Genomic DNA, 21,403 nt, shown 5'->3' on the forward strand with positions numbered 1-21,403 from the left:
GTAACATTACCCACCTCGCTTAATATAATAAAAAGCGAGGTTTTTTTGTCAAAAGGTATACAAGAAACTTTTTTGTACAAAATATCATAAAATGGTATTCAAAGAGGAGGCAGTATATGAAGAACAAAAAGCTATTTCTTTCAATTTCATATGTAGTATTGCTTTCGCTGTTGATAGCAGGTGCAATTTTATTTAGCAAGCCATCAAATAACAGTAATAATATACCTAAAAAAAACCCTCGGACTGAGGAAAAACTTAATAATGGTATTCTTGCATATAAAAGTGAAATCAACTGTAAAGAAGATGTAAAAATTGTAAATAACCAGAAAAAACTGGATTTACAAGCGAGCCTCATTGAAAATATGAACGGTGAGGTAACTATAGATATTTCATACAAAATTGAAGGGAAAAAAATAAATAAAACAATAGATACATCAAAAGTTCCCGAAATCAGAAATCTCCTGAGATTCAGGAAAAATTTTAAAAAAGGCTACCAAATTGACAAGATACTGGTAAATGATAAGGCAAATAAATTGTACTTTTATGTTAGCGGAAGAGAAGACAGCAGTCTAACTCAAACTTGGCTGTACGCATATAATTTGAAAACTTTCAGAACCCATAAGTTATTTTATGATGTAGGTAAATTTAGTGATTTTCAACTATCACCGAATGGTAAATATAATGCTTTTGCATATCAGAGTAATTCGGAAAGTTCTAAGAGCAAAGGTACAAAAAATAAGGTAGTAATAATACGCTGTGAAGATGATAAGATTATTTTAAATGGGGATAAGGATATTGACGGTAAAACCATTGGTCAGGACAGTGGACTATATATTTACAAATACGATTTTATTAAATGGGAAAATCCTCAAAGCTGTTTGTTGAAGCAGATTTCAGAAATAAAGGATGGTTCTTGTAAAATACATGTACAAAATGTTTATTACAATATAGCAGAAAACAAAATAAAAGTTAAATAGTAATTGGTTTGGTGTTAAGGCGGCAGGCATTTCAAGATGCTTACCGTCTTTTTTTGAATTTCTCTTCGTCTTGTTTTAATAGTACATTTAGTGTATCCTTTTAGTAATATTAATTTTTAAAAGTTGTGGAGTGATGAGCATGTATATAGTAGGTTTGAATGGAAGTCCAAATGTGGAAGGAAACACAGGTTTCCTGGTTAAAAAGGTTCTGGAGGAATGTGAGGCAAGAGGTGCTAAAACCATTCTTTTGAATGTGGGAAAAATAATGCAGGAGCAAAAGTGCGGTTTCTGTACCGTTTGCTCAAATCCATGTACTGGAAATTGCTATAAGGGTACAAAGCTTGAAGAAGCTTTTGAAATATTAAGAAATGCAGATGGTGTAGTAGTTGCCAGTCCTGTTTATTTTGGCAGTGTTTCCGCACAGCTAAAGGCAATGTTTGATAAAACAAGAAAGGTCAGGGCAAACAAAGGTCTGTACAATAAAGTAGGACTTTGTATGGCAGTAGGAGCCTCTCAATACGGAGGAGAAGAAACAACAATAAAAGCCATGCATGATATGATGCTTATAAATGGAATGATAATAGTAGGTGACGGATATATTGACGACAATTGCGGACATCAGGGTGTATGTGCTACCCGTCCTGCCAAAGATGATGAAGAGGCAGTAAAAAGAGCAGTAATGTCTGCAAAACGGCTTATAGAAGTATGTAGCGCAACTGAAAACATTAGACAGAGCTGATTTTAATTTAAATTTTACACCGCAGGTGCGGATTACGGAGGATATGACAATAATATGTTGCACGAGTTTTCCAGAAGCGAATTAATTATAGGATTAGAAGGACTAGAAAAACTGCAAGACAGCAAGGTAGCAGTATTTGGTGTCGGGGGAGTAGGTTCGTTTACTGTAGAGGCACTTACCAGAACAGGGGTGGGCCATCTTGTACTAATCGATGATGACTGCGTATGCCTTACAAACCTCAACAGGCAGCTTCATGCTACCAGAAAAACCGTTGGAAAGCCCAAAGTTGAAGCTATGAGAGACAGAGTTCTTGAAATAAATCCAAAATGTGATGTTACTATAATTCAGAAGTTTTATATGCCGGATGTAGCTGAAGAAATATTAGATAGCAGCTTTGACTATATTGTAGATGCAATTGATACTGTAACCGCAAAAATTGACTTGGTCGTAAGGGCTAATGAGTTGGGGATACCCATAATAAGTGCAATGGGAGCGGGCAATAAGACTGACCCGACACGGTTTCAGGTATCGGATATATTTAAGACAACAGTTGATCCACTTGCAAAAGTGGTTAGAAAAGAACTTAGAAACAGGGGAATCAAAAAGTTAAAGGTAGTATACTCTACGGAAGAACCTGTAAAACCTGTTGAAACAGAGACTTCCAGTTGCAGTGCGGGCTGTATATGTCCTAAAGGAACAGCCAGAAAGTGTACTGTAAAGCATCAGATACCGGGAAGTCTTTCCTTTGTTCCTTCAGTAATGGGTTTAATTATTGGAGGAGAAGTTATAAAAGATTTGATTGGATTCAATAAGGATTCAAAGAGTATTTAATTAAGAGGAGATTTTACAAATGTTTGATAAACGTATCAACATATTTACCGGGCACTTCGGAAGTGGGAAAACAGAGGTGGCAGTCAATTATGCCATGAAAATGGCAGAAGCCGGGTATAGAACAGCTATAGTAGATTTTGACATAATAAACCCCTATTTCAGAACAGCAGATGCAAAAGATGCGCTGGAAGAGCAAAATATTAAAGTAATACTTCCTATGTATGCCAACACCAATGTTGATATACCTGCCATACCGCCTGAAATATACTCTTTGTTTGAAGACAAAGATATAAAAGTGGTTCTGGATGTAGGAGGAGACGACCTTGGCGCTAAAGCTGTATCAAGGTTCAGGGAAGAAATAGTAAGCGACGACTACGAAATGTTTTTTGTAGTAAATACAAAAAGAATTATGACAGATTCACCTGAGAAGATAGCTGAGATGATTGCCATTATTGAAGACGGAGCAAACATAAAGGTCACAAAATTGGTGAATAACAGCAACCTGTTAGAGGAAACAACCCCTGAAATAATTCAAGAAGGAAACCGCATTATAGCTCAGGTTTCAGAAAAAACAGGAATACCCATTGCTATCACTGCCGGCATGGAAGAAGTTGTAAATAAAATGAAAAACAGTGATATGGGTAATACAGAAATATTATCCATGAGGAAACAGATACATCTTCCGTGGAATAGAGGTTAGGTGGTGACATTATGACATTTTTTTATATTATTCTGGCCATAGCTGCGGGATGTATAATTATGAGTATAACAGGTAAAATATCCCGTACAAATAAAAACAGAAAACAAATAAGAGCCCAATGGGGTAAAGCACCTGATATAAAGTATACAGAGGATATATATAACTCTGTTAGAAATTATTTTGATAACCATAAAAATCAGGGGAAAAACTTTTTTATAGACGACATAACCTGGAATGATTTAGATATGAACAGGATATTTTCAAGGTTAAACATAACCCGAACAGATGTAGGAGAAGAGTATCTATACAATATGCTCAGGGAATTACTCTATGAGCAGAGTGAGCTGGCAGAGAGGGACAGGCTGATAGAGTACTTTAGAAAAAACCCCTCAGAACGTGAAAAGATTCAGTTAATCTTATCAGATTTGGGAAAACTCAGGTTTTTAAGTATATCAGAATACATAAACGGTAAAAGAAGCGGTGGCGGCATAAATGGAATGTACTATAAGTTTTTGTCGTTATTCTTTATAGCATCAATGGTTACCACAATATTTTATCCCCCGGCCATAGCCGTATTTATGATATCACTTGCTGTTAATGTAACAGTTTATTTTAAGGCAAGGGATCAGATAATAGGCCACTTGCAATCTCTCGGTTATATTGTGAATTTGCTTGGAATTTCACGAAAAATATCAAGGCTCAATATAAAAGAACTGGATACATATTTAACTGAATTGAGAAAATGTACTGCTAAAGTAAAGGGCGTTAGTCTAAATGCTTTTTACTTTTTATTCTATACAAGTGAGAACTATTTATTTGAACTGATAAAAATATTTCTTCTTGGAGAACCCGTTGCGTTTCACAGTATCTTTAATATTGTAAAAAAGCACAGTGAGGAAATAGAATCTATAATTAAAACAGTTGGGCTTCTTGACAGTCTGATATCAGTGGCTTCCTACAGAGATAGTCTGGATTACTATGTAACTCCTGTTCTTGAAAAAGGAAATATCAATAGCAAAAAGGTTGAGTTTACAGATATGTATCATCCTTTGATAAAAAATCCTGTTACAAACTCCTTTTCTTTAGCAGGAGGGGCATTGATAACAGGCTCAAATGCTAGCGGAAAATCAACCTTTCTAAAGTCTGTAGCAATAAATGCCCTTTTTGCTCAGACAATTTACACATGTCTGGCAAAGGAGTATTCTTCCTGTTACTTTAATATATACAGTTCTATGGCTCTGAGTGACAACCTTGAAATGAATGAGAGCTACTATATTGTCGAAATAAAATCGCTTAAACGTATTTTGAAGGGTCTAAATGACGATATTCCTTGTCTCTGTGTCATAGATGAAGTACTGAGGGGTACAAATACCATTGAAAGAATTGCAGCATCCTCTGAAATACTGAACTATATTGCAGGTAACAATTGTATATCTCTTTGTGCTTCCCATGATATAGAGCTTACTCAAATATTGGCAGACAAAGTTGACAATTACCATTTCCAGGAATTCTTTGAGGATGACAACATAAAGTTCGATTATAAAATATATAAAGGTAAATCAACTACCCGAAATGCCATAAAACTATTAAAAATACTTGGCTATGATGAAAGCATTGTTGACAGTGCCGAACAAAGAGCTTGTGAATTTACTCAAAACGGATATTGGCCAAAGGTGTAAAAATTGAAGTTTTTGGTTACACAACTTGCAAATAAATACAAAGAGTTTTATAATAAACAATAGTTTTAGTTCACTAAATTACTAAAAATCATAAGAATAAAGTTAATAAAATAAAGTGAGGTTTTGATAATGGCAAAAGTTATATTCCATGAGGAAAGATGCAAAGGCTGTAAACTGTGTGTTACAGTTTGTCCTAAAAAAATTGTCATAATGAAATCTGATAAATTAAATCAGAAGGGTTTTCATCCTGCAGGGGTCGAAGAAATGGACAAATGCATAGGATGTGCATTCTGTGCTACGATTTGTCCTGATTGCGTTATAGAGGTTGAGAAGTAATAGCATCCGTAAGTTATAACTGAAGTGCAAAATATAATGAGGCAAAAATTTTTCTCTTAATTGATGCGTTATAATAAAAATTTTGGAGCCGCTTTTGTGGCTCATGGAGGTTAATATGGCAGAAAAATTATTAATGAAGGGTAATGAGGTAATAGCAGAAGCTGCCTTATGAGCCGGCTGTAGGCATTATTTTGGATATCCTATCACACCACAGACTGAAGTGGCACATTATATGGCAAAAGCAATGCCAAAAATAAACGGTACATTTGTTCAGGCTGAGAGCGAGGTTGCAGCAATCAATATGGTTTATGGTGCAGCAGCAGCAGGAGCACGTGTTCTGACATCATCTTCAAGCCCCGGAGTAAGCTTGAAGCAGGAGGGTATTTCATACATAGCCGGAGCAGAGTTACCGGCAGTAATGGTAAATATCGTTCGCTGCGGTCCCGGTCTTGGCGGTATACTTCCTGCACAGTGCGACTATTTTCAGTCAGTCAAGGGCGGAGGACACGGAGATTACAAAAACGTAGTTCTGGCTCCGTCAAGTGTTCAAGAACTGTACGAGTTGACAGTAGAAGCTTTCAATATATCAGATAAATACAGAATACTCACCATAATTTTGGGTGACGGTATGCTGGGACAGATGATGGAGGCAGTTGAATTCAAGGATAAAGAAGATATTTATCAGGATGATAAAAAGTGGGCCTGTACAGGAACAAAGATGGAGAGGGAAAGTAATGATGTTACCTCCATATATATTCAACCGGAAATCCTTGAAAATCATAACCTGAAGCTTCAGGCTAAATATAAGAAGATTGAAGAGAATGAAACAAGAGTAGAATCATATAATTGCGAAAATGCAGATATAATTGTAACAGCATACGGAACTGTAGCGAGAATAGTAAAGAACGTAATAAAAATGGCTGAGAAAGAAGGCATAAAGGTAGGCTTGATAAGACCTATCTCATTGTGGCCATTCCCAAATGCTGAATTTGAAAAGTATGCGGAAACACCAAAGGCTTTCCTCAGTGTAGAACTGAGTGCAGGACAAATGGTTGAGGATGTTCGCCTTGCTGTTAACGGAAAACGACCTGTTCATTTCTATGGACGTATGGGCGGTATGGTTCCAAGCCAAAAAGAAGTTCTTGATAAAATAAAGGAAATCTTAAATAAATAAGATTCAGACGGAGGGGAAAAAATGGCAACTGTGTTTAAAAAACCACATGCTTTAAAGGATTTATCTCTTCACTATTGTCCCGGTTGTACTCACGGTATTATTCATAGGATAATAGCTGAAGTAATTGACGAATTAGATATTGAAGGCACTACCATAGGAGTATCACCTGTAGGATGTGCATACAATAATTATGAGTATTTTCATGTAGATATGGTACAGGCTGCACATGGTAGAGCTCCTGCGGTTGCAACCGGAATAAAAAGAGTTCATCCTGACAGTAACGTATTTACTTACCAAGGAGACGGAGACCTTGCTGCTATTGGTACAGCTGAAATAATTCATGCTGCTACAAGAGGAGAAAAAATAACGACTGTATTTGTAAATAATGCAATATACGGTATGACATCAGGCCAGATGGCTCCGACAACACTTATGAATCAGGTTACAACTACTTCACCATTTGGTAGAAAACCTGAGATTCATGGATTTCCCATAAAGGTTTGTGAACTGCTTTCACAATTGGAAGGTGCTGTTTATGTTGAAAGAACATCAGTACATGATGTTAAAAATATCAGAAATACCAAGGAAGCCATTAAAAAGGCTTTTAAGGTTCAACAGGCAAACAAAGGATTTTCAATAGTTGAGGTCTTGTCAACATGTCCCACAAACTGGGGATTGAATCCGGTAGACTCACTAAAATGGCTTGAAAGTAACATGTTGCCCTTCTATCCTTTGGGTAATTTCAAAGGAAAGGATTTGGAGGTGTAGAAATGAAGCAGCTTGAATTGATAATTGCAGGTTTCGGCGGACAAGGTATACTATCCGCAGGAAGATTGTTAGCATATGCTGGAATGCTTGAAGGGAAAAATGTTTCATGGTTGCCGTCATACGGACCGGAAATGAGAGGCGGTACTGCAAACTGCAGTGTTGTTATTTCTGATGAGCCTGTAGGTTCTCCTATATTGGATACAGCCAATGTACTCGTTGTAATGAATGGCCCTTCTCTTGAGAAGTTTGAGAAAGCAGTAGTAAGCGGAGGCTTAATCATATCTGACAGTTCTTTGGTAGAATCCAAGCCAAAGAGAGAGGACGTTGACTTTGTAGGCGTTCCTGCAACACAGATAGCCTCTGATATGGGTAATCTTACTTATGCCAACATTGTAATTCTGGGTAAACTGTTAGCCAAGACCGGAATTATTTCAAAGGAAAGCTTTGAGGCTGCTTTGAAGAAAGTTCTTCCTCAAAAGAAGCATCACATGATTCCTGACGAAATGAAAGCCCTTGATATGGGACATGATTATTAAGATTAAAATGTGTATTAACTTTATAGGTTTTGTCACAAGATTGTAAGAAGTATGCTTTATAATTCAAGCTATAGACTATCTGATTGATTAGTGTATAGCTTGAATTTTTTAGTTTGGAGATGATTTAATGAGTATATTGAAAACAGAGGGATTAAGAAAATACTATGGCAAGGAGGAAAACCTTGTTAAAGCACTTGATGGAATAAATATGGAAATCTTAGAAGGCGAGTTTGTAGCAATTGTCGGTACATCAGGAAGTGGTAAATCAACGCTTTTACATATGCTGGGTGGGCTTGACAAGGCTACTGAGGGCAAAGTAACGGTGGCAGGTAAGGAAATTTTTAATTTGAATGATGAGCAGAAAACTGTTTTTCGCAGAAGGAATATTGGCTTTATATTCCAGAACTATAATCTGGTGCCCATACTTAATGTTTATGAAAATGTCACTCTTCCTGTTGAACTCGATGGAGGAACCCTTGATAAAGCCTTTATAGACGATATAATAAAAACTCTTGGCCTTGGGGGCAAACTTACAAGCCTTCCAAACAATCTTTCGGGAGGTCAGCAACAGAGGGTAGCCATAGCAAGAGCTCTGGCAACAAAACCTGCCATAGTTCTTGCAGATGAACCAACAGGAAATCTTGACAGCAAAACAGGACTGGAGGTAATGGGCTTACTTAAAATGACCAGTAAAAGATTTCAGCAGACAATTGTTATGATTACACATAACGAAGAAATTGCTCAACTGGCGGATAGAGTCATCCGTATTGAAGACGGTAAAATAGTCGGAGGTGAGGCCAAATGATGTTCCCTACCGATAACAAGCTTGTAATAAAAAAATTAACTGTAAGAACTATAAAAGCAAACAAAGTCAGAAATATATTTGTTATTATTGCAATAGCATTAACTGCTTTACTTCTGTCAACCATTTTCAGCATAGGCATAAGCGGTACAGAGTCCATTCAATTACAGAAAATAAGAACAATGGGAACAATAGAGCATGGAGGATTGACTTGTCCTACGGCTGAACAGATAAAAAAGCTTAAATCGTTGGATTATATTAAAGATGTAGGAATAATGGCACATGCCGGTGAAATAACAGAAACCTCTGAAATGGGAAATTTATCTCTGTCATTGTTCTGGTTTGACAAAACTGAATGGGAAAAACTCAGAATTCCCGCCATGAGTAATATTAAAGGAAAATATCCTCAGGCGTATAATGAGATAATGATACCGGAATGGATTCTAAAAAGGATGGGAATAACCAATCCTAAAATAGGAATGGATATACAAATAAAATATGTAAAGCCCAACCGACCTGAATCTGAAGCTTCAAGTGAAAACTTTAAACTCTCTGCATATTACACTGAATACTCCAATCTACGCTCAGGAAATGTGGGAATGATGTATGTCTCAAAAGCTTTTGTTGACAGTAAGGAGATTACTCCGGAGAAATCAGGAACTGCTACTGTCCATTTTAAAAGCAATAAGAATATTGAGGAGCAGTTTGAAAAACTTAGCAGGGAGGTCCCATCATACAAAACTCAGAAGTGGAAAACGGTTCCGCTTTATGAAACAGACAATGGAGGCAGGCTGTCAACAATAGTGGGTCTGTCAGGGCTTATACTGTTTATAATGCTCAGCAGCTATCTGCTGATATATAATGTATTATATATTTCGGTGTCAAAGGACGTACGCTTTTACGGGTTATTAAAAACGGTGGGTACTACACCAAGGCAGATAAGAAAGATAGTAACCGGTCAGGCAACGAGGCTTACTGCCGTGGGAGTCCCTCTCGGACTTGCGCTTGGGGCAGTAGTATCCTTTGTTGCCGTTCCCTTTGCACTAAGCGGTGCATCAATAGAGACAGGTATAAAAGTTTCCTTCAATCCTATTATTTATGTTGGAGCAGCAATTTTTTCACTGGTAACTACACTTATCAGCAGTATAAAACCTGCCGGAATGGCTGCTTCTATTTCACCAATTGAGGCGGTAAGATATACAGGAACAACCGTGTCCCGAAAACTAATAAAAGGGTCAACGGGTGGTAAGGTACAAAAAATGGCTTTCAGAAACGTTTTTAGAAACAGAAGAAGGGCAGCAGTTGTTTTCTTATCACTGTTTATGGGACTAACCACCTTTATGCTTGTAAATACACTTGTGCTGAGTATGGATACGGAAAATTATGTAAACAGCTATGTGGAAAATGATTTTACACTAACCAATAATACATTTTTTCAAAATGGCACAGGAGTAAAACAAAAGTTTGATAATGATTTTATGTCAACACTTAAAAGCATAGAAGGAATTACAGAAATAAGAAAGGTATCCCAAAAGATAGTTACTCTCAAATACGATGAAACACTCTATAAAAGACATGTTGAAGAATTTGTGAAAAGATTTAATTCTCCAATGCCTACAAGTGAGGAAATGAAAAAAAACCCAAGGATTTTTTGGTCAAGTCTGGTAGGCCTTGACACCGAATATATAAAGAAGCTGAATAAGACACTCAAAGAGCCTATTGATGAGGAAGCTTTTGAAGACGGACGGATAGCTCTATTTTCTACAAATAATCCAAAGCTTTTTAAAATGGATTCTGATGTTGTTTTTACAGCAGATAAAAAAGAATATTCCCTCAAGCTGGGAGGGTTTTTGCCTGAAAGAACTGCATTTAACGGAGGTACGGGGCTCGCACCAATTGTTTATATTAGTAATGACTACATGAAAAAGTTATTCACGGACCCTGTATTGTGTTCTATAACAATAAATTCTAAAGGTGAAAAAGAGGCAAATGTGTTAAAGCAGCTAAAGGGTATGACAGCAAACGATAATGAAATATCAATTGAATCAAGGCTGGAGACTTTGGAGCAGTTTAAAAGTTCAAAATCAATGCTATATATTTTGGGCGGTGGAATATCCTTGATATTGGCACTTATAGGTATTCTCAATTTTGTGAACGTTATGGTTACGGGAGTAAATACAAGACGTCATGAGCTTGCCGTTTTAGAGAGTATCGGTATGACTTCTAAACAGGTAAAACATATGCTGTCTCTTGAAGGACTCACATATGCGATTATTTCCTGTGGACTGGTTGCTACTATGGGAACTGCGCTAAATGTTTGGATATTTGAACTATTTAAGAAGCAAGCTGACTATGCCATTTTTACCTTTCCTGCAATTCCTCTAATTTTATTTGTAGCTATAGTTTTTGCAGTGTGTTCTTTAGTTCCGGTGGCTGCATACGTTTCAACTACAAAAGCTACAGTTACTGAGAGGTTGAGAAGCGTTGACGGTTAGGATAAAATAAATATATACATGGATATAAATTTCTTTCGGAGAGGTAATATGGCCAGAATACTTATTGTTGAAGATGATAAGCTTATCAATGACGGGATATCAATTGCGCTAAAAAAGGGCGGACATATGGTTTTGTCAGGGTTTTCCTACAATGAAGCATTGTGTTTGTTTTTGAATAACAGCTTTGAATTAATATTGCTGGATATAAATCTTCCTGACAGAAGTGGTCTTGAGCTTTGTAATGAAATCCGCAAAAAATCTGATATTCCCATTATATTCATCACGGCAAATGACACTGAGCAGGATATTGTTAATGGTTTTGTGATTGGCTGTGACGACTATATTGCAAAACCCTTTTCTCTGGAAGTAATGAACCGGCGTATCCATGCGGTACTCAGACGGACCACACCTGAAGACAAAAACACTTTCCGCTCCGGTGAAATATCAATAAATTATGATAAAATGGTGGTTTCAAAGAGGGAAGTATTAATTAAACTCACCGCAACAGAGTACAAGTTGCTGGCACTACTTACACAAAACAGCGGGCAGGTGCTGACCAGAGATATTATTCTTCAGAGACTTTGGGACACGGATGAAGCCTTTGTTGATGAAAATGCAGTAAGTGTTAACATGAGGAGACTTAGACAAAAAATTGAGGATGACCCTAAAAATCCAAAATATATAAAAACTGTTTTCGGGATAGGCTATACCTGGGGAGAGGAGTCCTGCAGGTGATGAAGGGGATAAAAAAAAGAGAAGCTGTTTTAATAGCAGCGATATACTGTGTTTGTATTGCTTTTATGACATACCAACTGTTGATTGCGAAAAATATTCAGGCGGTTATATTCTGTATTATATTTACAGTATTGTTAGTCGGTATGATTACAGCACATATATTATTGCTTCAAAGGGAAATAAAAAGTGTATTGGTTCGGCTTTCAGACATGGTAGCGTCACTTATAGACATGAGGGAAACAGAAGTGTTTTCAGTACTCAACGATGATTTACTGTCAAAGTTGCAATCACAAGTGCTTAAACTTTCAAGAATGCTGAAGCTGCAAAACACAAAGCTGCAGAATGAGAAAAATGAAATAAAATCCTTGATTTCAGACATATCCCATCAGTTAAAGAACCCACTTGCAAACCTAAAAATATATGTATCACTCATAATGGACGAAGATATTGAGCCGTTAATGAGAATGGAATATCTGAAAAATATAGACAACCAATTGGATAAGCTGAATTGGTTAATGGAAAGTATGATAAAAATGACCAGGCTTGAAAGCGGCATTATCCAGTTGATACGAGAAGAGAACAGTTTGAATGATGTGCTGATGACATCTTTAAAACAGATATACCAAAAAGCATTAAAAAAGAATATAGATATAGTGTTTATTCCCTCTGAAAAGGATATGAGGCTGCCTATTGACCTTAGATGGACGGCGGAGGCTATAATGAATATTCTGGATAATTCTGTAAAGTACACACAGGAATCCGGGAAAATAAAAATACAAGTCCATAAATACGAGTTATTTGCCAGAATTGACATAGAAGATAATGGACCAGGATTTGACGAACAGGAAGTTAATGATATATTCAAGCGTTTCTACCGGGGGAATAATTCTAAAGGGATAGACGGGGTTGGCATTGGTCTCTATCTCACAAGAGAGATAATATCAATGCAGGACGGATATATAAAAGCATTGTCCGAATCAGGAAAGGGAAGTACTTTTTCGATTTTTTTGCCTCTGGAAAGCTGAAAAATTTAAGAACCCGGCATACCAATGTTACAATCGGTATGCCGGGTTCTTCTTTATAGTGTCTGTTTAGATTATATATTGAACAGAATATCCGCATAAGTTGGGATAGGCCAGATGTTTGAATCTACTATACGCTCCAGTTCATCAACAACCCCTCTTAATGCTTCCATTCTTGCAAATACATCATTTCTGTAGAACATAGCTTGCTCAAATGTATCTTCAAAAGAGTTCTGAGCTTTGCTCAGACTATTTTCCAACAGAGAAATTTCTTTTTTAAATTGAGAAACAAAGGAAGCCGTTTCTTTTAACAAGTCTGTATTAGCACTTAAATCTGCTTCAATTCCGCTGTTCTTAATCTCGTTTATTGATTTTGCAATATCAGTTTCAAATTTGATGCAAGCCGGGAGAAACTGTCTTTTTGCCATTTCAAGCATAGTCATGGCTTCTATATTAATAGTCTTAATATATTTCTCAAGAGAAATTTCATATCTGGAATGCATTTCAACTCTGGAGAAGACCTTGTGCTTTTCCATGACAGCAATATTTTTTTCCTTTAACAGGCAAGCAATAGCTTCAACATAACTTTTAATGTTTGGAAGGCCTCTTTTTTCAGCTTCTTTTACCCAATCATCAGAATATCCGTTACCATTGAATATTATTCGTCCGTTTTCTTTTACAACATCTTTTATAATGCTGTTTATTTCTTTTGAGAAATCCTTTGCATTTTCAAGTCTGTCGGCAAACTGCTCCAACACATGGGCAACTATTGTATTGAGGAAGAAGTTCGGTGATGCAATGGAGGCAGAAGAACCCACCATTCTGAACTCAAATTTATTTCCGGTAAAGGCGAAGGGGGAAGTTCTGTTCCTGTCCGTTGTATCTTTTCTTAAGGCCGGAAGAGTTTTAACACCGACCATGAGTTTTTCAATACCATTTGCTTCAATATCTTCTCCCGATACAATCTGCTCAAGAATTCTTGTAAGTTCATCACCAAGGAAAATGGAAATTATAGCAGGAGGAGCTTCATTTGCACCTAATCTGTGATCATTTCCGGGGTTGGCGGCAGATAACCTTATAAGATCCGCATACTCGTCTACAGCTTTTATAACGGCACTCAGGAAAATCAGAAATTGAACATTTTCATGAGGGGTCTTACCGGGGTCAAAAAGGTTCTGCCCGTCATTTGTGGATAGTGACCAATTATTATGTTTACCGGAACCGTTAACTCCTGCGAAGGGTTTTTCATGAAGCAGGCACACCAAGTCATGTCTTAGAGCAACTGTTTTCAGAAGTTCCATAACAAGCTGGTTATGGTCGGTTGCAATATTGGAAGTCGTAAAAATTGGAGCAAGCTCATGCTGTGCAGGAGCAACTTCGTTATGCTCGGTTTTTGCTGAAATACCAAGCTTCCATAATTCAAGGTCAAGATCCTCCATAAATGCTGAAACACGAGGCTTTATACTTCCGTAGTAATGATCATCCATTTCCTGTCCCTTTGGTGCTTTAGAGCCAAACAGAGTACGTCCCGTAAAAATCAAATCTTTCCTTTTATCGTACATCTTCTTATCAATTAGGAAATATTCCTGCTCAGGACCAACTGTAGGAGTAACCTTTGTAACGTTTTCATTACCGAAAAGCTTTAGCAGCCTTACCGCATTTTTAGACAGACTTTCAATAGATCTTAAAAGAGGTGTTTTCTTATCAAGGGTTTCACCTGTATATGAACAGAAGGCAGTTGGAATATACAGAGTGTTATTTTTTATAAATGCAGGTGAAGTACAATCCCAAGCAGTGTAGCCTCGTGCTTCAAAGGTGACTCTCAAACCTCCCGAAGGAAAGGATGAGCCATCTGCTTCACCTTTAATCAACTCTTTACCGGAAAACTCCAGAATAACTTTTCCATCATCAGTAGGATTAATGAAGGAATCATGTTTTTCAGCGGTAATACCTGTCATTGGCTGAAACCAGTGGGTATAATGGGTAGCACCCTTTTCGATTGCCCAATCCTTCATTGAGCTGGCAACCACTTCAGCTATTTCGAGATCTAAAGGAAGACCCTCGTCAATAGTTTTCTTCAATGCCTTGTATGTTGCTTTAGGCAAACGTTCTCTCATTACGCAATCATTGTATACATTTGAACCGAATATTTGGCTTATCAGACTCATAAATCACCTCATAAAATATTTTTAAGGCAACCGGCTTTTAATTCCGGATGCCAATAATTATTAATATTACCTAATAAAGATACAATTTTTCCATACTAATTGCAAGCATAAAATGGTGTGGCGTCTTTTCCAAGACTAAATATTTATAAAATCTTCTAAAACCGTTATATTCTTTTCTTATGAAGACGAAAATTGCATTATACTAATAATTTTAATTCAAAAATTAATGAAATATTTAGTACATTTAATTAGGTAATTTAGGGAAATTGAAAAAGAAAGTTGTCACTATGATATAATATAATTGATACACTTCTTTTACTGAATAATTTTGGAAATAATATAATTTATAACAGGCATAGGTAGGTGACCCATTTGATAGATATACTCACAAATCCGATTAATTTAATTATAATTATACCTGTTTTAATAACTTTGGTTAGTTCTCTTGTAACAAGATATACCCGTGAAAGAGTTATTAAGAGTTTTTATTCGATAATAAACAGTGTCGAGTTAATCTCAGGTTTATTAATTGCATTGTTTTTAACAAGAGGAATTCTATTTGACAAAAGCAATCAGTTTTTTGTGTACATTCACAACCATATGCCTGAAACTGCCAAAGAAAGTCTTGCAGCAAACAATATATATACCTATTTATGTGTTGCCTTTGTTGTACTATTAATTGTAGTACTTTTAATAAAGCTGATTATGTATCCTTTGTATAAACATATATTTGGAGCTATGGCTCAGGGAATATACAAGGTTATGAGTTCAATGAATTCTGTGACCAGAAGAATCATTGCATTTGTTTGCAGTGTACCAAAGGCAGCAGTTTCACTAATTTCTATCTGCTTTGTTTTATATTTTTTTTCGTACTATTTTACAGTACCTCGTTTATCAATTTGGATTGACGACTCAGCGGTGCTTCAGGGAGTTTACAGGACGGCTTTAAAGCCGGTAATTGAATCGGATATTGCCAAGAAAATCCCTGTAATAATCAATGATCGTTTTGTAAGCGCTACAATGAACGGACAGGAAGTTAAAATAGCCGAAAATATCAGAGATACTCTTGACAGTTACAATATAAAGGTTATTCAGTATTTTAATGGTGTGACTCTTGATGATGCAGTAAAATCAAATGATGAAATAGATAAGCTAGCCCTTGAATTAACCGCTGGAAAGTCTGGAGAATATGATAAAGCAAAAGCAATATACAAATGGATTACTAAAAATATAAAATATGATTACCCAAAGGCAAAACAGATTGCAATTAAGACAGAGGGAACAAAGTCAGGGTCTGTAATATGTTATGAGACGAGAAAAGGAATCTGCTTTGACTACTCAAGTCTGTTTATTTCAATGTGCAGAGTAAACGGGATAAAAGTAAGACTGGTTACAGGTCTTGGTTATAGCGGATTAGCCTGGGGAGATCATGCATGGAATCAGTTCTATGACAGCAAAGGGAAAAAATGGATAAATGTTGACTGCACCTTTGGTGTAACCGGAAACTATTTTAATTCTTCAAAATTCAATTTGGATCACAAAGGTGACCGGGTACAGGAAGAATGGTAAATAATTAAGATAACACCCTTTTTAGAATTTTTCCTCCCGTATATTCTATGTTTTCATGGGTATAATTTTCATAGTAATGACAGTGTGAATCTGACACATTTAGTTTTCCGGCAATTTTATGTTTGTGCCCTCGAGAAGTCTTAATGGGTAATCCCGTTATTCCTGAATATACATGATAATGCCCGTTAAAAGAGGTTGTTCCAAAATATATATGAAAGTGGAATAACCCTATACCAAACATATATTCAGTATATCCCGTAAGTCTGTGAGAATGCTTTTCACCAGTTAAACTATTAAATTTGTAAAAATGATAGTGATTAACCATAAGCTTTCTCCCTTTACTATTATTCACTTATTATTGTGCATGACTGGACAAAAATTTATTATGAAAAATAATGGAATTAATATAGTGGCTTTACCAGATATGTTATAATATTTTTAGGTTAGAAAGTATTGAAACTGACTGGAGGAGACGGAATAAGATGGAGCCAATAATTGCGATTGTGTTACTTATAGCGAATATACCGGTTTATAAGAAAATATTGTGGTTTATATTTCGAGATCGGGAGGACATAAATAATTCAATAAAGTACTCATTTACCCCTGATTTGTTTTCTTTTTTTAAAGGGGAGTATTGGAAAGACAGGGTGGGTGAAGCAAAACTTACAGCTTTTATATTCAGCTGTGTTGTAGTTGTTGTAGTTGAACTTTTAATAATAAAATGGATAATATCTTTTTTTGCATAAGTACTAAAATAAAAGGCATTTAATAAACTGGAGTTTACATATTATGAAAGAAATTTTGACTGGAAAAGAACTGGAGAAAAGGGCGAAGCGGCTGTGTGCTGTGGCTACTGAAAAATATCCGGATTGGGATACAATAATAATATTGGGGCGTGTTAATCAATATTATTTCACGGGGACTATGCAAGACGGAATACTCATAGTTAAAAGAGATGGAAAATTAATGTATTTTGCCAGAAGAAGCTATGAGAGGGCGAAAATAGAGTCACCCATATCCGATTGCATATATTCTATGGAAAAGTATTCCGATGCTGCAGCGGTTTGCGGTAAATTGTTTGGAAACACGCTTATAGAAACTGATATTGCAACTATTGAAGTACTGGAAAGACTTCAGAGTAAATTTGAGATAGGTAGAATCTATCCACTAAAAAAGATATTGTCTGAGATAAGGGCAATTAAAAGTCCGTATGAACTTGATGCTATAAGGGAGGCCGGAAAACGACACAAATGCCTGCTTGAGGAGGTTGTACCGGGCATTCTCAGGGAAGGAATGAGTGAGGTTGAATTATCAGCAGAGCTGTTTGAAAAAATGTTGAAGCTTGGACATCAGGGCGTTTCACGGTTCAGCAGCTATCAAACTGAAATGATAATAGGGCAGATTGCTTTTGGTGTAAATTCACTGTATCCTACCAATTTTGACGGACCCGGAGGTATGAAAGGGTTAAGCCCGGCAGTACCGCTGTTTGGCAGTCTTAATACTCTTCTAAAAAAAGGTGATTTGGTATTTATTGATGTGGGTTTCTGTGTTGAGGGATATCATAGTGACAAAACACAGGTATATATGTTTGGAGGTAAACCTACAGAAGAAGTAGAAAAAACCCACAGACAATGTATTGAGATACAAAAAAAGACCGCTTCCCTTCTCAAGCCTGGGAATATACCCTCTGAGATTTATAATAGTATTATGAGTTGTCTGGAATCATCGTTTTTAGAGAACTTTATGGGCTTTGGGGACAGAAAAGTGAGATTCTTGGGCCACGGAGTGGGTCTTCATGTTGATGAACTCCCTGTAATTGCAAAGGGTTTTGATAATCCATTAAAAGAGAATATGGTATTTGCCCTTGAACCGAAAAAAGGTATACCGCAAGTGGGTATGGTAGGCGGTGAAGACACATATATTATTACTTCTGACGGCGGCGAGTGCATTACAGGAGGAGAGAGAGACATTATTTTAGTGTAGGATGGGGATATATTATGGCTATGTTGAAAAGATACAATGATTTTATAGATAGAGTTAACGAGTTGGGCTTTATGGCACTTTCAAATATACATGAAGGGTTTCCGTCACTTTCCTCAGAAACCTCAAAAAATCAGTGGCATACGGGAGAAATTGATTCTGATCCTTGGCAGTGGAAGGATAGGGCTGCAGAGGAAAAAAAGCTTGCTTTTGGTTGCATTCTTGGAGGGAACAAGGGCTTTGTTTCTGCTAGGATGTATCCATATTTTTATAGAGCATATAAGCCAACCTTATCAATGGAAGAACGATGGGAACAAGGGATGATATTTCCTGAATTATGGAATTTATGGAAGTTGTTTGCTGATAAGACTCTTATGGACACAGCTGAAATAAGAAAAGAAATGGGTGTTACTGCAAAAAGTGGGGGAAGCAAGCTTGACAGAGCTATTGTAGAGCTTCAGAAAGAATACTTCATTACAGTTGCAGGTAATAGATACAAGATTAATAAGCAGGGAGAGCCCTATGGCTGGCCGGCAAATATATATGACAAGGTAGAAAACTGGGCTCCTTCGGAATGGATTGAAAAAACCTGTAATACTAATGTTGAAGAGTCCAGAGAAACTATTATTAGTACTTGCCTTTCGATATGTAAAGGAGTGGATATAAAGAAGCTGACTAAAACCCTTGCACTAAAATAATAGAGTGGTGGAAGAGAGACAGGTTATCATATTTTTAATTTTCAAAAATAAACATATATAGAGATTGAAAGCACTTTTTAAGAGCAAATCTATATATGGGAGTGTTTGATAATGAAAATAAGATTATTATTGTTAAAGGCAAAAAAAATACCTAAAAAAGTTATAATAATGTTTATACTTACGTTTGCACTGTTTGCTACAATAGGCTATACCGCCAACACAGTTGGCGTTTTTAACCCGGCAAAGCACCTTCCGATTTACAGTGTTGAAACAGAACAAAAGGCTGTTTCAATCACTTTTGACTGTGCCTGGGGAGCAGGCGACATACCACAAATACTTGATACCCTTAAAAAAGATAATGTAAAAGCAACATTTTTTATGGTTGGACAGTGGGCAGAAAAGTTCCCTGATGCAGTCAAACTTATAGCAAATGACGGTCATGATATTGCTAACCACGGGTATTCACATCTACGTATGAGTACAATCAGTAAGGAGAAGTGCAAAAGTGAAATAGAACTATGCAACCAAAAACTGGAAGAAATATCGGGTGTTAAAATAAACCTCTTTAGACCACCATACGGAGATTATAATAATACTGTTGTAGATACCTGTAATGAAATGGGATGTTACCCCATTCAATGGAATGTTGACAGTCTTGACTGGCGTAAGGAAATGAGTAGGCAGGCCATATTAGACAGAATTCTCAAAAGAACCAAGCCGGGTGCAATACTGCTTTTCCATAATGACACCCAGTATACAGCACAGCTTCTCCCTGAGATTATAAAAGGACTTAAATCTCAGGGACTTGAATTCTTACCTGTATCTCAATTAATAATGAAAGAAAATTATTACATTGATGATCAGGGAAGACAGCAAAATAAAAAATAGTAGTTATATAATAAGAGTACGTTCAAGTATTGTGTAAATAGTAAAATGATATTAATTTTTAAATTTAATTTTGGGGCAATGCCTGATTATCAGGTATTAGCCCCTTAGTTGCATTATAAAGCTAAATTAAATTAAAATAAACTTGCAACCAAATTCTTGTTTTTTGTATAATTATTGATTATAATGTAAAATAATGTTTTTAATGGAATTACATACATTTTGAATTTGTTTATTAGGAGGGTAAAATGAGAAAAGTAATTAAGAAAGTCAAATTAGTAGCGTTAGCATTAGCTCTATTTACTGTGGCAGGATTCCTTAATGATAATGGTATTATCAATTTTGGCTTACTATCAAATACGGTATACGCAGCAACTACCTTAACCTCTGATGACGGGTTATGGAATTTTACTGAAGCAGGCGAAATAGGCAACTATTTGGGTAGTGAAACTGTAGTAACAATACCTGAGCAGCTTTCATCAAATAGTGTCACGTATAATATCACAAAGATTCCTTGGAATGCATTAAGCTGGAATAACAATATTACTCAGATTAACATTGGCTCCAACATTACGTACATAGCTAATTCGCCATTTGCAGATATGACAAGCCTAAAGGATATAAAGGTAAGTTCCGGAAATGCAAATTACTGTGATATAAACGGTATTTTATACAATAAGGGAAAATCAAAATTGATGAGATTTCCCCAAATGAATTCCACTGAGGTTTTGGAGTTACCGGATACATTTGTAGAGTGTAATATCAATGCTTTAGAAAAATGCTCAAATGTACATATGTTAAAAATACCTGCAAGCTACAGAGGAAAAGCAAGTAGTGCAGGGGATACATTAACATATAAATCATTTCCAAATTTAGAGAATATTGAGGTTTCACAGGGAAATGTCAATTACACAAGTCAGGATGGTGTCCTTTACAATTATGATAAATCAATGCTTGTATGGTATCCTGCCAAAAGGTTTGCCACTGATTTTACATTTCCCGATAGTGTTAAAAGCATAGCGAATAATGCATTTGAAAATGCAACAAATCTAGAAAATGTAGATCTGACATCAAATATAGATACAATAAAATCTTGTTTTTCAGGATGTAAATTAACATCTATAAATCATATTAAAACAAGAGAAGAATATATTAACTGGGATACTTCAATCAAGTCCGTATTCCAAAATAATTTAAATGTTTTTGAACGGCAGCCCTTCTTAAAATCTCTGGTTGAGCAGGAAGTCCAATATGCTTTTGATAATTATATTCAGGCTGGTATGAATGATTATCAAAAAATCAAGGCATT

The 21,403-nt window shown here is 36.2% G+C and carries 20 protein-coding genes and 1 pseudogene (1 of these 21 only partly in view); 19 read left to right on the plus strand and 2 right to left on the minus strand.

Annotation, left to right across the window (positions count from 1 at the left end; genetic code table 11):
- Positions 1–116: 116 nt before the first annotated feature.
- From P0092_RS08425 to P0092_RS08485, 13 genes and pseudogenes are all read left to right on the plus strand, one after another.
- On the plus strand, positions 117–977 hold the full coding sequence (locus P0092_RS08425) for a hypothetical protein (RefSeq protein WP_004621905.1): 861 nt from the start codon (positions 117–119) through the stop codon (positions 975–977).
- Positions 978–1,116: 139 nt separating this feature from the next.
- Positions 1,117–1,716, plus strand: coding sequence for a flavodoxin family protein (locus tag P0092_RS08430; protein WP_004621906.1), 600 nt, complete (start codon positions 1,117–1,119; stop codon positions 1,714–1,716).
- 54 nt (positions 1,717–1,770) lie between these two features.
- On the plus strand, positions 1,771–2,547 hold the full coding sequence (locus P0092_RS08435; protein WP_004621907.1) for a tRNA threonylcarbamoyladenosine dehydratase: 777 nt from the start codon (positions 1,771–1,773) through the stop codon (positions 2,545–2,547).
- 19 nt (positions 2,548–2,566) lie between these two features.
- Positions 2,567–3,247, plus strand: a complete 681-nt coding sequence (locus P0092_RS08440; protein WP_004621908.1) for a P-loop NTPase — start codon at positions 2,567–2,569, stop codon at positions 3,245–3,247.
- A gap of 11 nt (positions 3,248–3,258) precedes the next feature.
- A complete protein-coding gene (locus P0092_RS08445) occupies positions 3,259–4,926 on the plus strand; it encodes a MutS-related protein (protein ID WP_004621909.1) in 1,668 nt (555 codons plus the stop codon).
- 129 nt (positions 4,927–5,055) lie between these two features.
- Positions 5,056–5,262: a 4Fe-4S dicluster domain-containing protein gene (locus P0092_RS08450; protein ID WP_004621910.1), complete on the plus strand. Its 207-nt coding sequence runs from the start codon at positions 5,056–5,058 to the stop codon at positions 5,260–5,262.
- Between the two features lie 115 nt (positions 5,263–5,377).
- Positions 5,378–6,436, plus strand: a pseudogene (locus tag P0092_RS08455) (3-methyl-2-oxobutanoate dehydrogenase subunit VorB).
- A 21-nt stretch (positions 6,437–6,457) separates the two neighbouring features.
- The gene (locus P0092_RS08460; protein ID WP_004621912.1) at positions 6,458–7,204 is read left to right on the plus strand and encodes a thiamine pyrophosphate-dependent enzyme; all 747 of its coding nucleotides are present in this window, start codon (positions 6,458–6,460) and stop codon (positions 7,202–7,204) included.
- Between the two features lie 2 nt (positions 7,205–7,206).
- Positions 7,207–7,740: a 2-oxoacid:acceptor oxidoreductase family protein gene (locus P0092_RS08465; RefSeq protein ID WP_004621913.1), complete on the plus strand. Its 534-nt coding sequence runs from the start codon at positions 7,207–7,209 to the stop codon at positions 7,738–7,740.
- Positions 7,741–7,867: 127 nt separating this feature from the next.
- Entirely contained in the window at positions 7,868–8,545 is a 678-nt protein-coding gene (locus P0092_RS08470; RefSeq protein WP_004621914.1) for an ABC transporter ATP-binding protein, read from the plus strand.
- Positions 8,542–11,037, plus strand: coding sequence for an ABC transporter permease (locus tag P0092_RS08475; protein WP_004621915.1), 2,496 nt, complete (start codon positions 8,542–8,544; stop codon positions 11,035–11,037). The genes P0092_RS08470 and P0092_RS08475 overlap by 4 nt, the downstream gene beginning before the upstream one ends.
- A 48-nt stretch (positions 11,038–11,085) precedes the next feature.
- Complete coding sequence (locus P0092_RS08480; protein ID WP_004621916.1) at positions 11,086–11,772, plus strand: response regulator transcription factor; 687 nt, start codon at positions 11,086–11,088, stop codon at positions 11,770–11,772.
- Complete coding sequence (locus tag P0092_RS08485) at positions 11,772–12,797, plus strand: sensor histidine kinase (RefSeq protein WP_004621917.1); 1,026 nt, start codon at positions 11,772–11,774, stop codon at positions 12,795–12,797. The genes P0092_RS08480 and P0092_RS08485 overlap by 1 nt, the downstream gene beginning before the upstream one ends.
- Before the next feature lie 71 nt (positions 12,798–12,868).
- Here P0092_RS08485 and P0092_RS08490 read toward each other — a convergent pair whose 3' ends face one another.
- Positions 12,869–14,962, minus strand: a complete 2,094-nt coding sequence (locus P0092_RS08490; RefSeq protein ID WP_004621918.1) for a glutamine synthetase III family protein — start codon at positions 14,960–14,962, stop codon at positions 12,869–12,871.
- A 363-nt stretch (positions 14,963–15,325) separates the two neighbouring features.
- Here P0092_RS08490 and P0092_RS08495 point away from each other — a divergent pair, with 363 nt between their 5' ends.
- Complete coding sequence (locus P0092_RS08495; protein ID WP_004621919.1) at positions 15,326–16,531, plus strand: transglutaminase-like domain-containing protein; 1,206 nt, start codon at positions 15,326–15,328, stop codon at positions 16,529–16,531.
- A 4-nt stretch (positions 16,532–16,535) separates the two neighbouring features.
- Here the strand turns inward: P0092_RS08495 and P0092_RS08500 are convergent, their stop codons facing one another.
- A complete protein-coding gene (locus P0092_RS08500; RefSeq protein WP_004621920.1) occupies positions 16,536–16,856 on the minus strand; it encodes a YmaF family protein in 321 nt (106 codons plus the stop codon).
- 157 nt (positions 16,857–17,013) lie between these two features.
- Here P0092_RS08500 and P0092_RS08505 point away from each other — a divergent pair, with 157 nt between their 5' ends.
- The 5 genes from P0092_RS08505 to P0092_RS08525 all read left to right on the plus strand — a co-directional run.
- Positions 17,014–17,277 carry a hypothetical protein gene (locus tag P0092_RS08505; RefSeq protein WP_004621921.1) on the plus strand — a complete coding sequence of 88 codons (264 nt, stop codon included), beginning with the start codon at positions 17,014–17,016 and terminating at the stop codon, positions 17,275–17,277.
- Positions 17,278–17,320: 43 nt separating this feature from the next.
- Positions 17,321–18,514 (plus strand): M24 family metallopeptidase, encoded by a 1,194-nt coding sequence (locus tag P0092_RS08510; RefSeq protein ID WP_004621922.1) that lies wholly within the window; start codon positions 17,321–17,323, stop codon positions 18,512–18,514.
- A 14-nt stretch (positions 18,515–18,528) separates the two neighbouring features.
- Positions 18,529–19,209: an AlkZ-related protein gene (locus P0092_RS08515; protein ID WP_004621923.1), complete on the plus strand. Its 681-nt coding sequence runs from the start codon at positions 18,529–18,531 to the stop codon at positions 19,207–19,209.
- A 111-nt stretch (positions 19,210–19,320) separates the two neighbouring features.
- Positions 19,321–20,097: a polysaccharide deacetylase family protein gene (locus P0092_RS08520; protein ID WP_004621924.1), complete on the plus strand. Its 777-nt coding sequence runs from the start codon at positions 19,321–19,323 to the stop codon at positions 20,095–20,097.
- A gap of 245 nt (positions 20,098–20,342) precedes the next feature.
- Positions 20,343–21,403: the 5' portion of a leucine-rich repeat protein gene (locus P0092_RS08525; RefSeq protein WP_004621926.1), read on the plus strand. The gene runs 586 nt beyond the window's last position; 1,061 of the gene's 1,647 nt are visible here — the first part of the coding sequence; the start codon lies at positions 20,343–20,345; its stop codon lies beyond the right edge, outside the window.

It is taken from the genome of Ruminiclostridium papyrosolvens DSM 2782, from assembly GCF_029318685.1.
In the GTDB taxonomy this organism is placed as follows: domain Bacteria; phylum Bacillota; class Clostridia; order Acetivibrionales; family DSM-1351; genus Ruminiclostridium; species Ruminiclostridium papyrosolvens.

What these genes read in the sequence shown, in the direction of transcription:
- P0092_RS08425 (WP_004621905.1), top strand. Translation starts at nt 117, where the DNA reads ATGAAGAACAAAAAGCTATTTCTTTCAATTTCATATGTAGTATTGCTT.
- P0092_RS08430 (WP_004621906.1), top strand. Translation starts at nt 1,117, where the DNA reads ATGTATATAGTAGGTTTGAATGGAAGTCCAAATGTGGAAGGAAACACA.
- P0092_RS08435 (WP_004621907.1), top strand. Translation starts at nt 1,771, where the DNA reads ATGTTGCACGAGTTTTCCAGAAGCGAATTAATTATAGGATTAGAAGGA.
- P0092_RS08440 (WP_004621908.1), top strand. Translation starts at nt 2,567, where the DNA reads ATGTTTGATAAACGTATCAACATATTTACCGGGCACTTCGGAAGTGGG.
- P0092_RS08445 (WP_004621909.1), top strand. Translation starts at nt 3,259, where the DNA reads ATGACATTTTTTTATATTATTCTGGCCATAGCTGCGGGATGTATAATT.
- P0092_RS08450 (WP_004621910.1), top strand. Translation starts at nt 5,056, where the DNA reads ATGGCAAAAGTTATATTCCATGAGGAAAGATGCAAAGGCTGTAAACTG.
- P0092_RS08460 (WP_004621912.1), top strand. Translation starts at nt 6,458, where the DNA reads ATGGCAACTGTGTTTAAAAAACCACATGCTTTAAAGGATTTATCTCTT.
- P0092_RS08465 (WP_004621913.1), top strand. Translation starts at nt 7,207, where the DNA reads ATGAAGCAGCTTGAATTGATAATTGCAGGTTTCGGCGGACAAGGTATA.
- P0092_RS08470 (WP_004621914.1), top strand. Translation starts at nt 7,868, where the DNA reads ATGAGTATATTGAAAACAGAGGGATTAAGAAAATACTATGGCAAGGAG.
- P0092_RS08475 (WP_004621915.1), top strand. Translation starts at nt 8,542, where the DNA reads ATGATGTTCCCTACCGATAACAAGCTTGTAATAAAAAAATTAACTGTA.
- P0092_RS08480 (WP_004621916.1), top strand. Translation starts at nt 11,086, where the DNA reads ATGGCCAGAATACTTATTGTTGAAGATGATAAGCTTATCAATGACGGG.
- P0092_RS08485 (WP_004621917.1), top strand. Translation starts at nt 11,772, where the DNA reads ATGAAGGGGATAAAAAAAAGAGAAGCTGTTTTAATAGCAGCGATATAC.
- P0092_RS08490 (WP_004621918.1), bottom strand. Translation starts at nt 14,962, where the DNA reads ATGAGTCTGATAAGCCAAATATTCGGTTCAAATGTATACAATGATTGC.
- P0092_RS08500 (WP_004621920.1), bottom strand. Translation starts at nt 16,856, where the DNA reads ATGGTTAATCACTATCATTTTTACAAATTTAATAGTTTAACTGGTGAA.
- P0092_RS08505 (WP_004621921.1), top strand. Translation starts at nt 17,014, where the DNA reads ATGGAGCCAATAATTGCGATTGTGTTACTTATAGCGAATATACCGGTT.
- P0092_RS08510 (WP_004621922.1), top strand. Translation starts at nt 17,321, where the DNA reads ATGAAAGAAATTTTGACTGGAAAAGAACTGGAGAAAAGGGCGAAGCGG.
- P0092_RS08515 (WP_004621923.1), top strand. Translation starts at nt 18,529, where the DNA reads ATGGCTATGTTGAAAAGATACAATGATTTTATAGATAGAGTTAACGAG.
- P0092_RS08520 (WP_004621924.1), top strand. Translation starts at nt 19,321, where the DNA reads ATGAAAATAAGATTATTATTGTTAAAGGCAAAAAAAATACCTAAAAAA.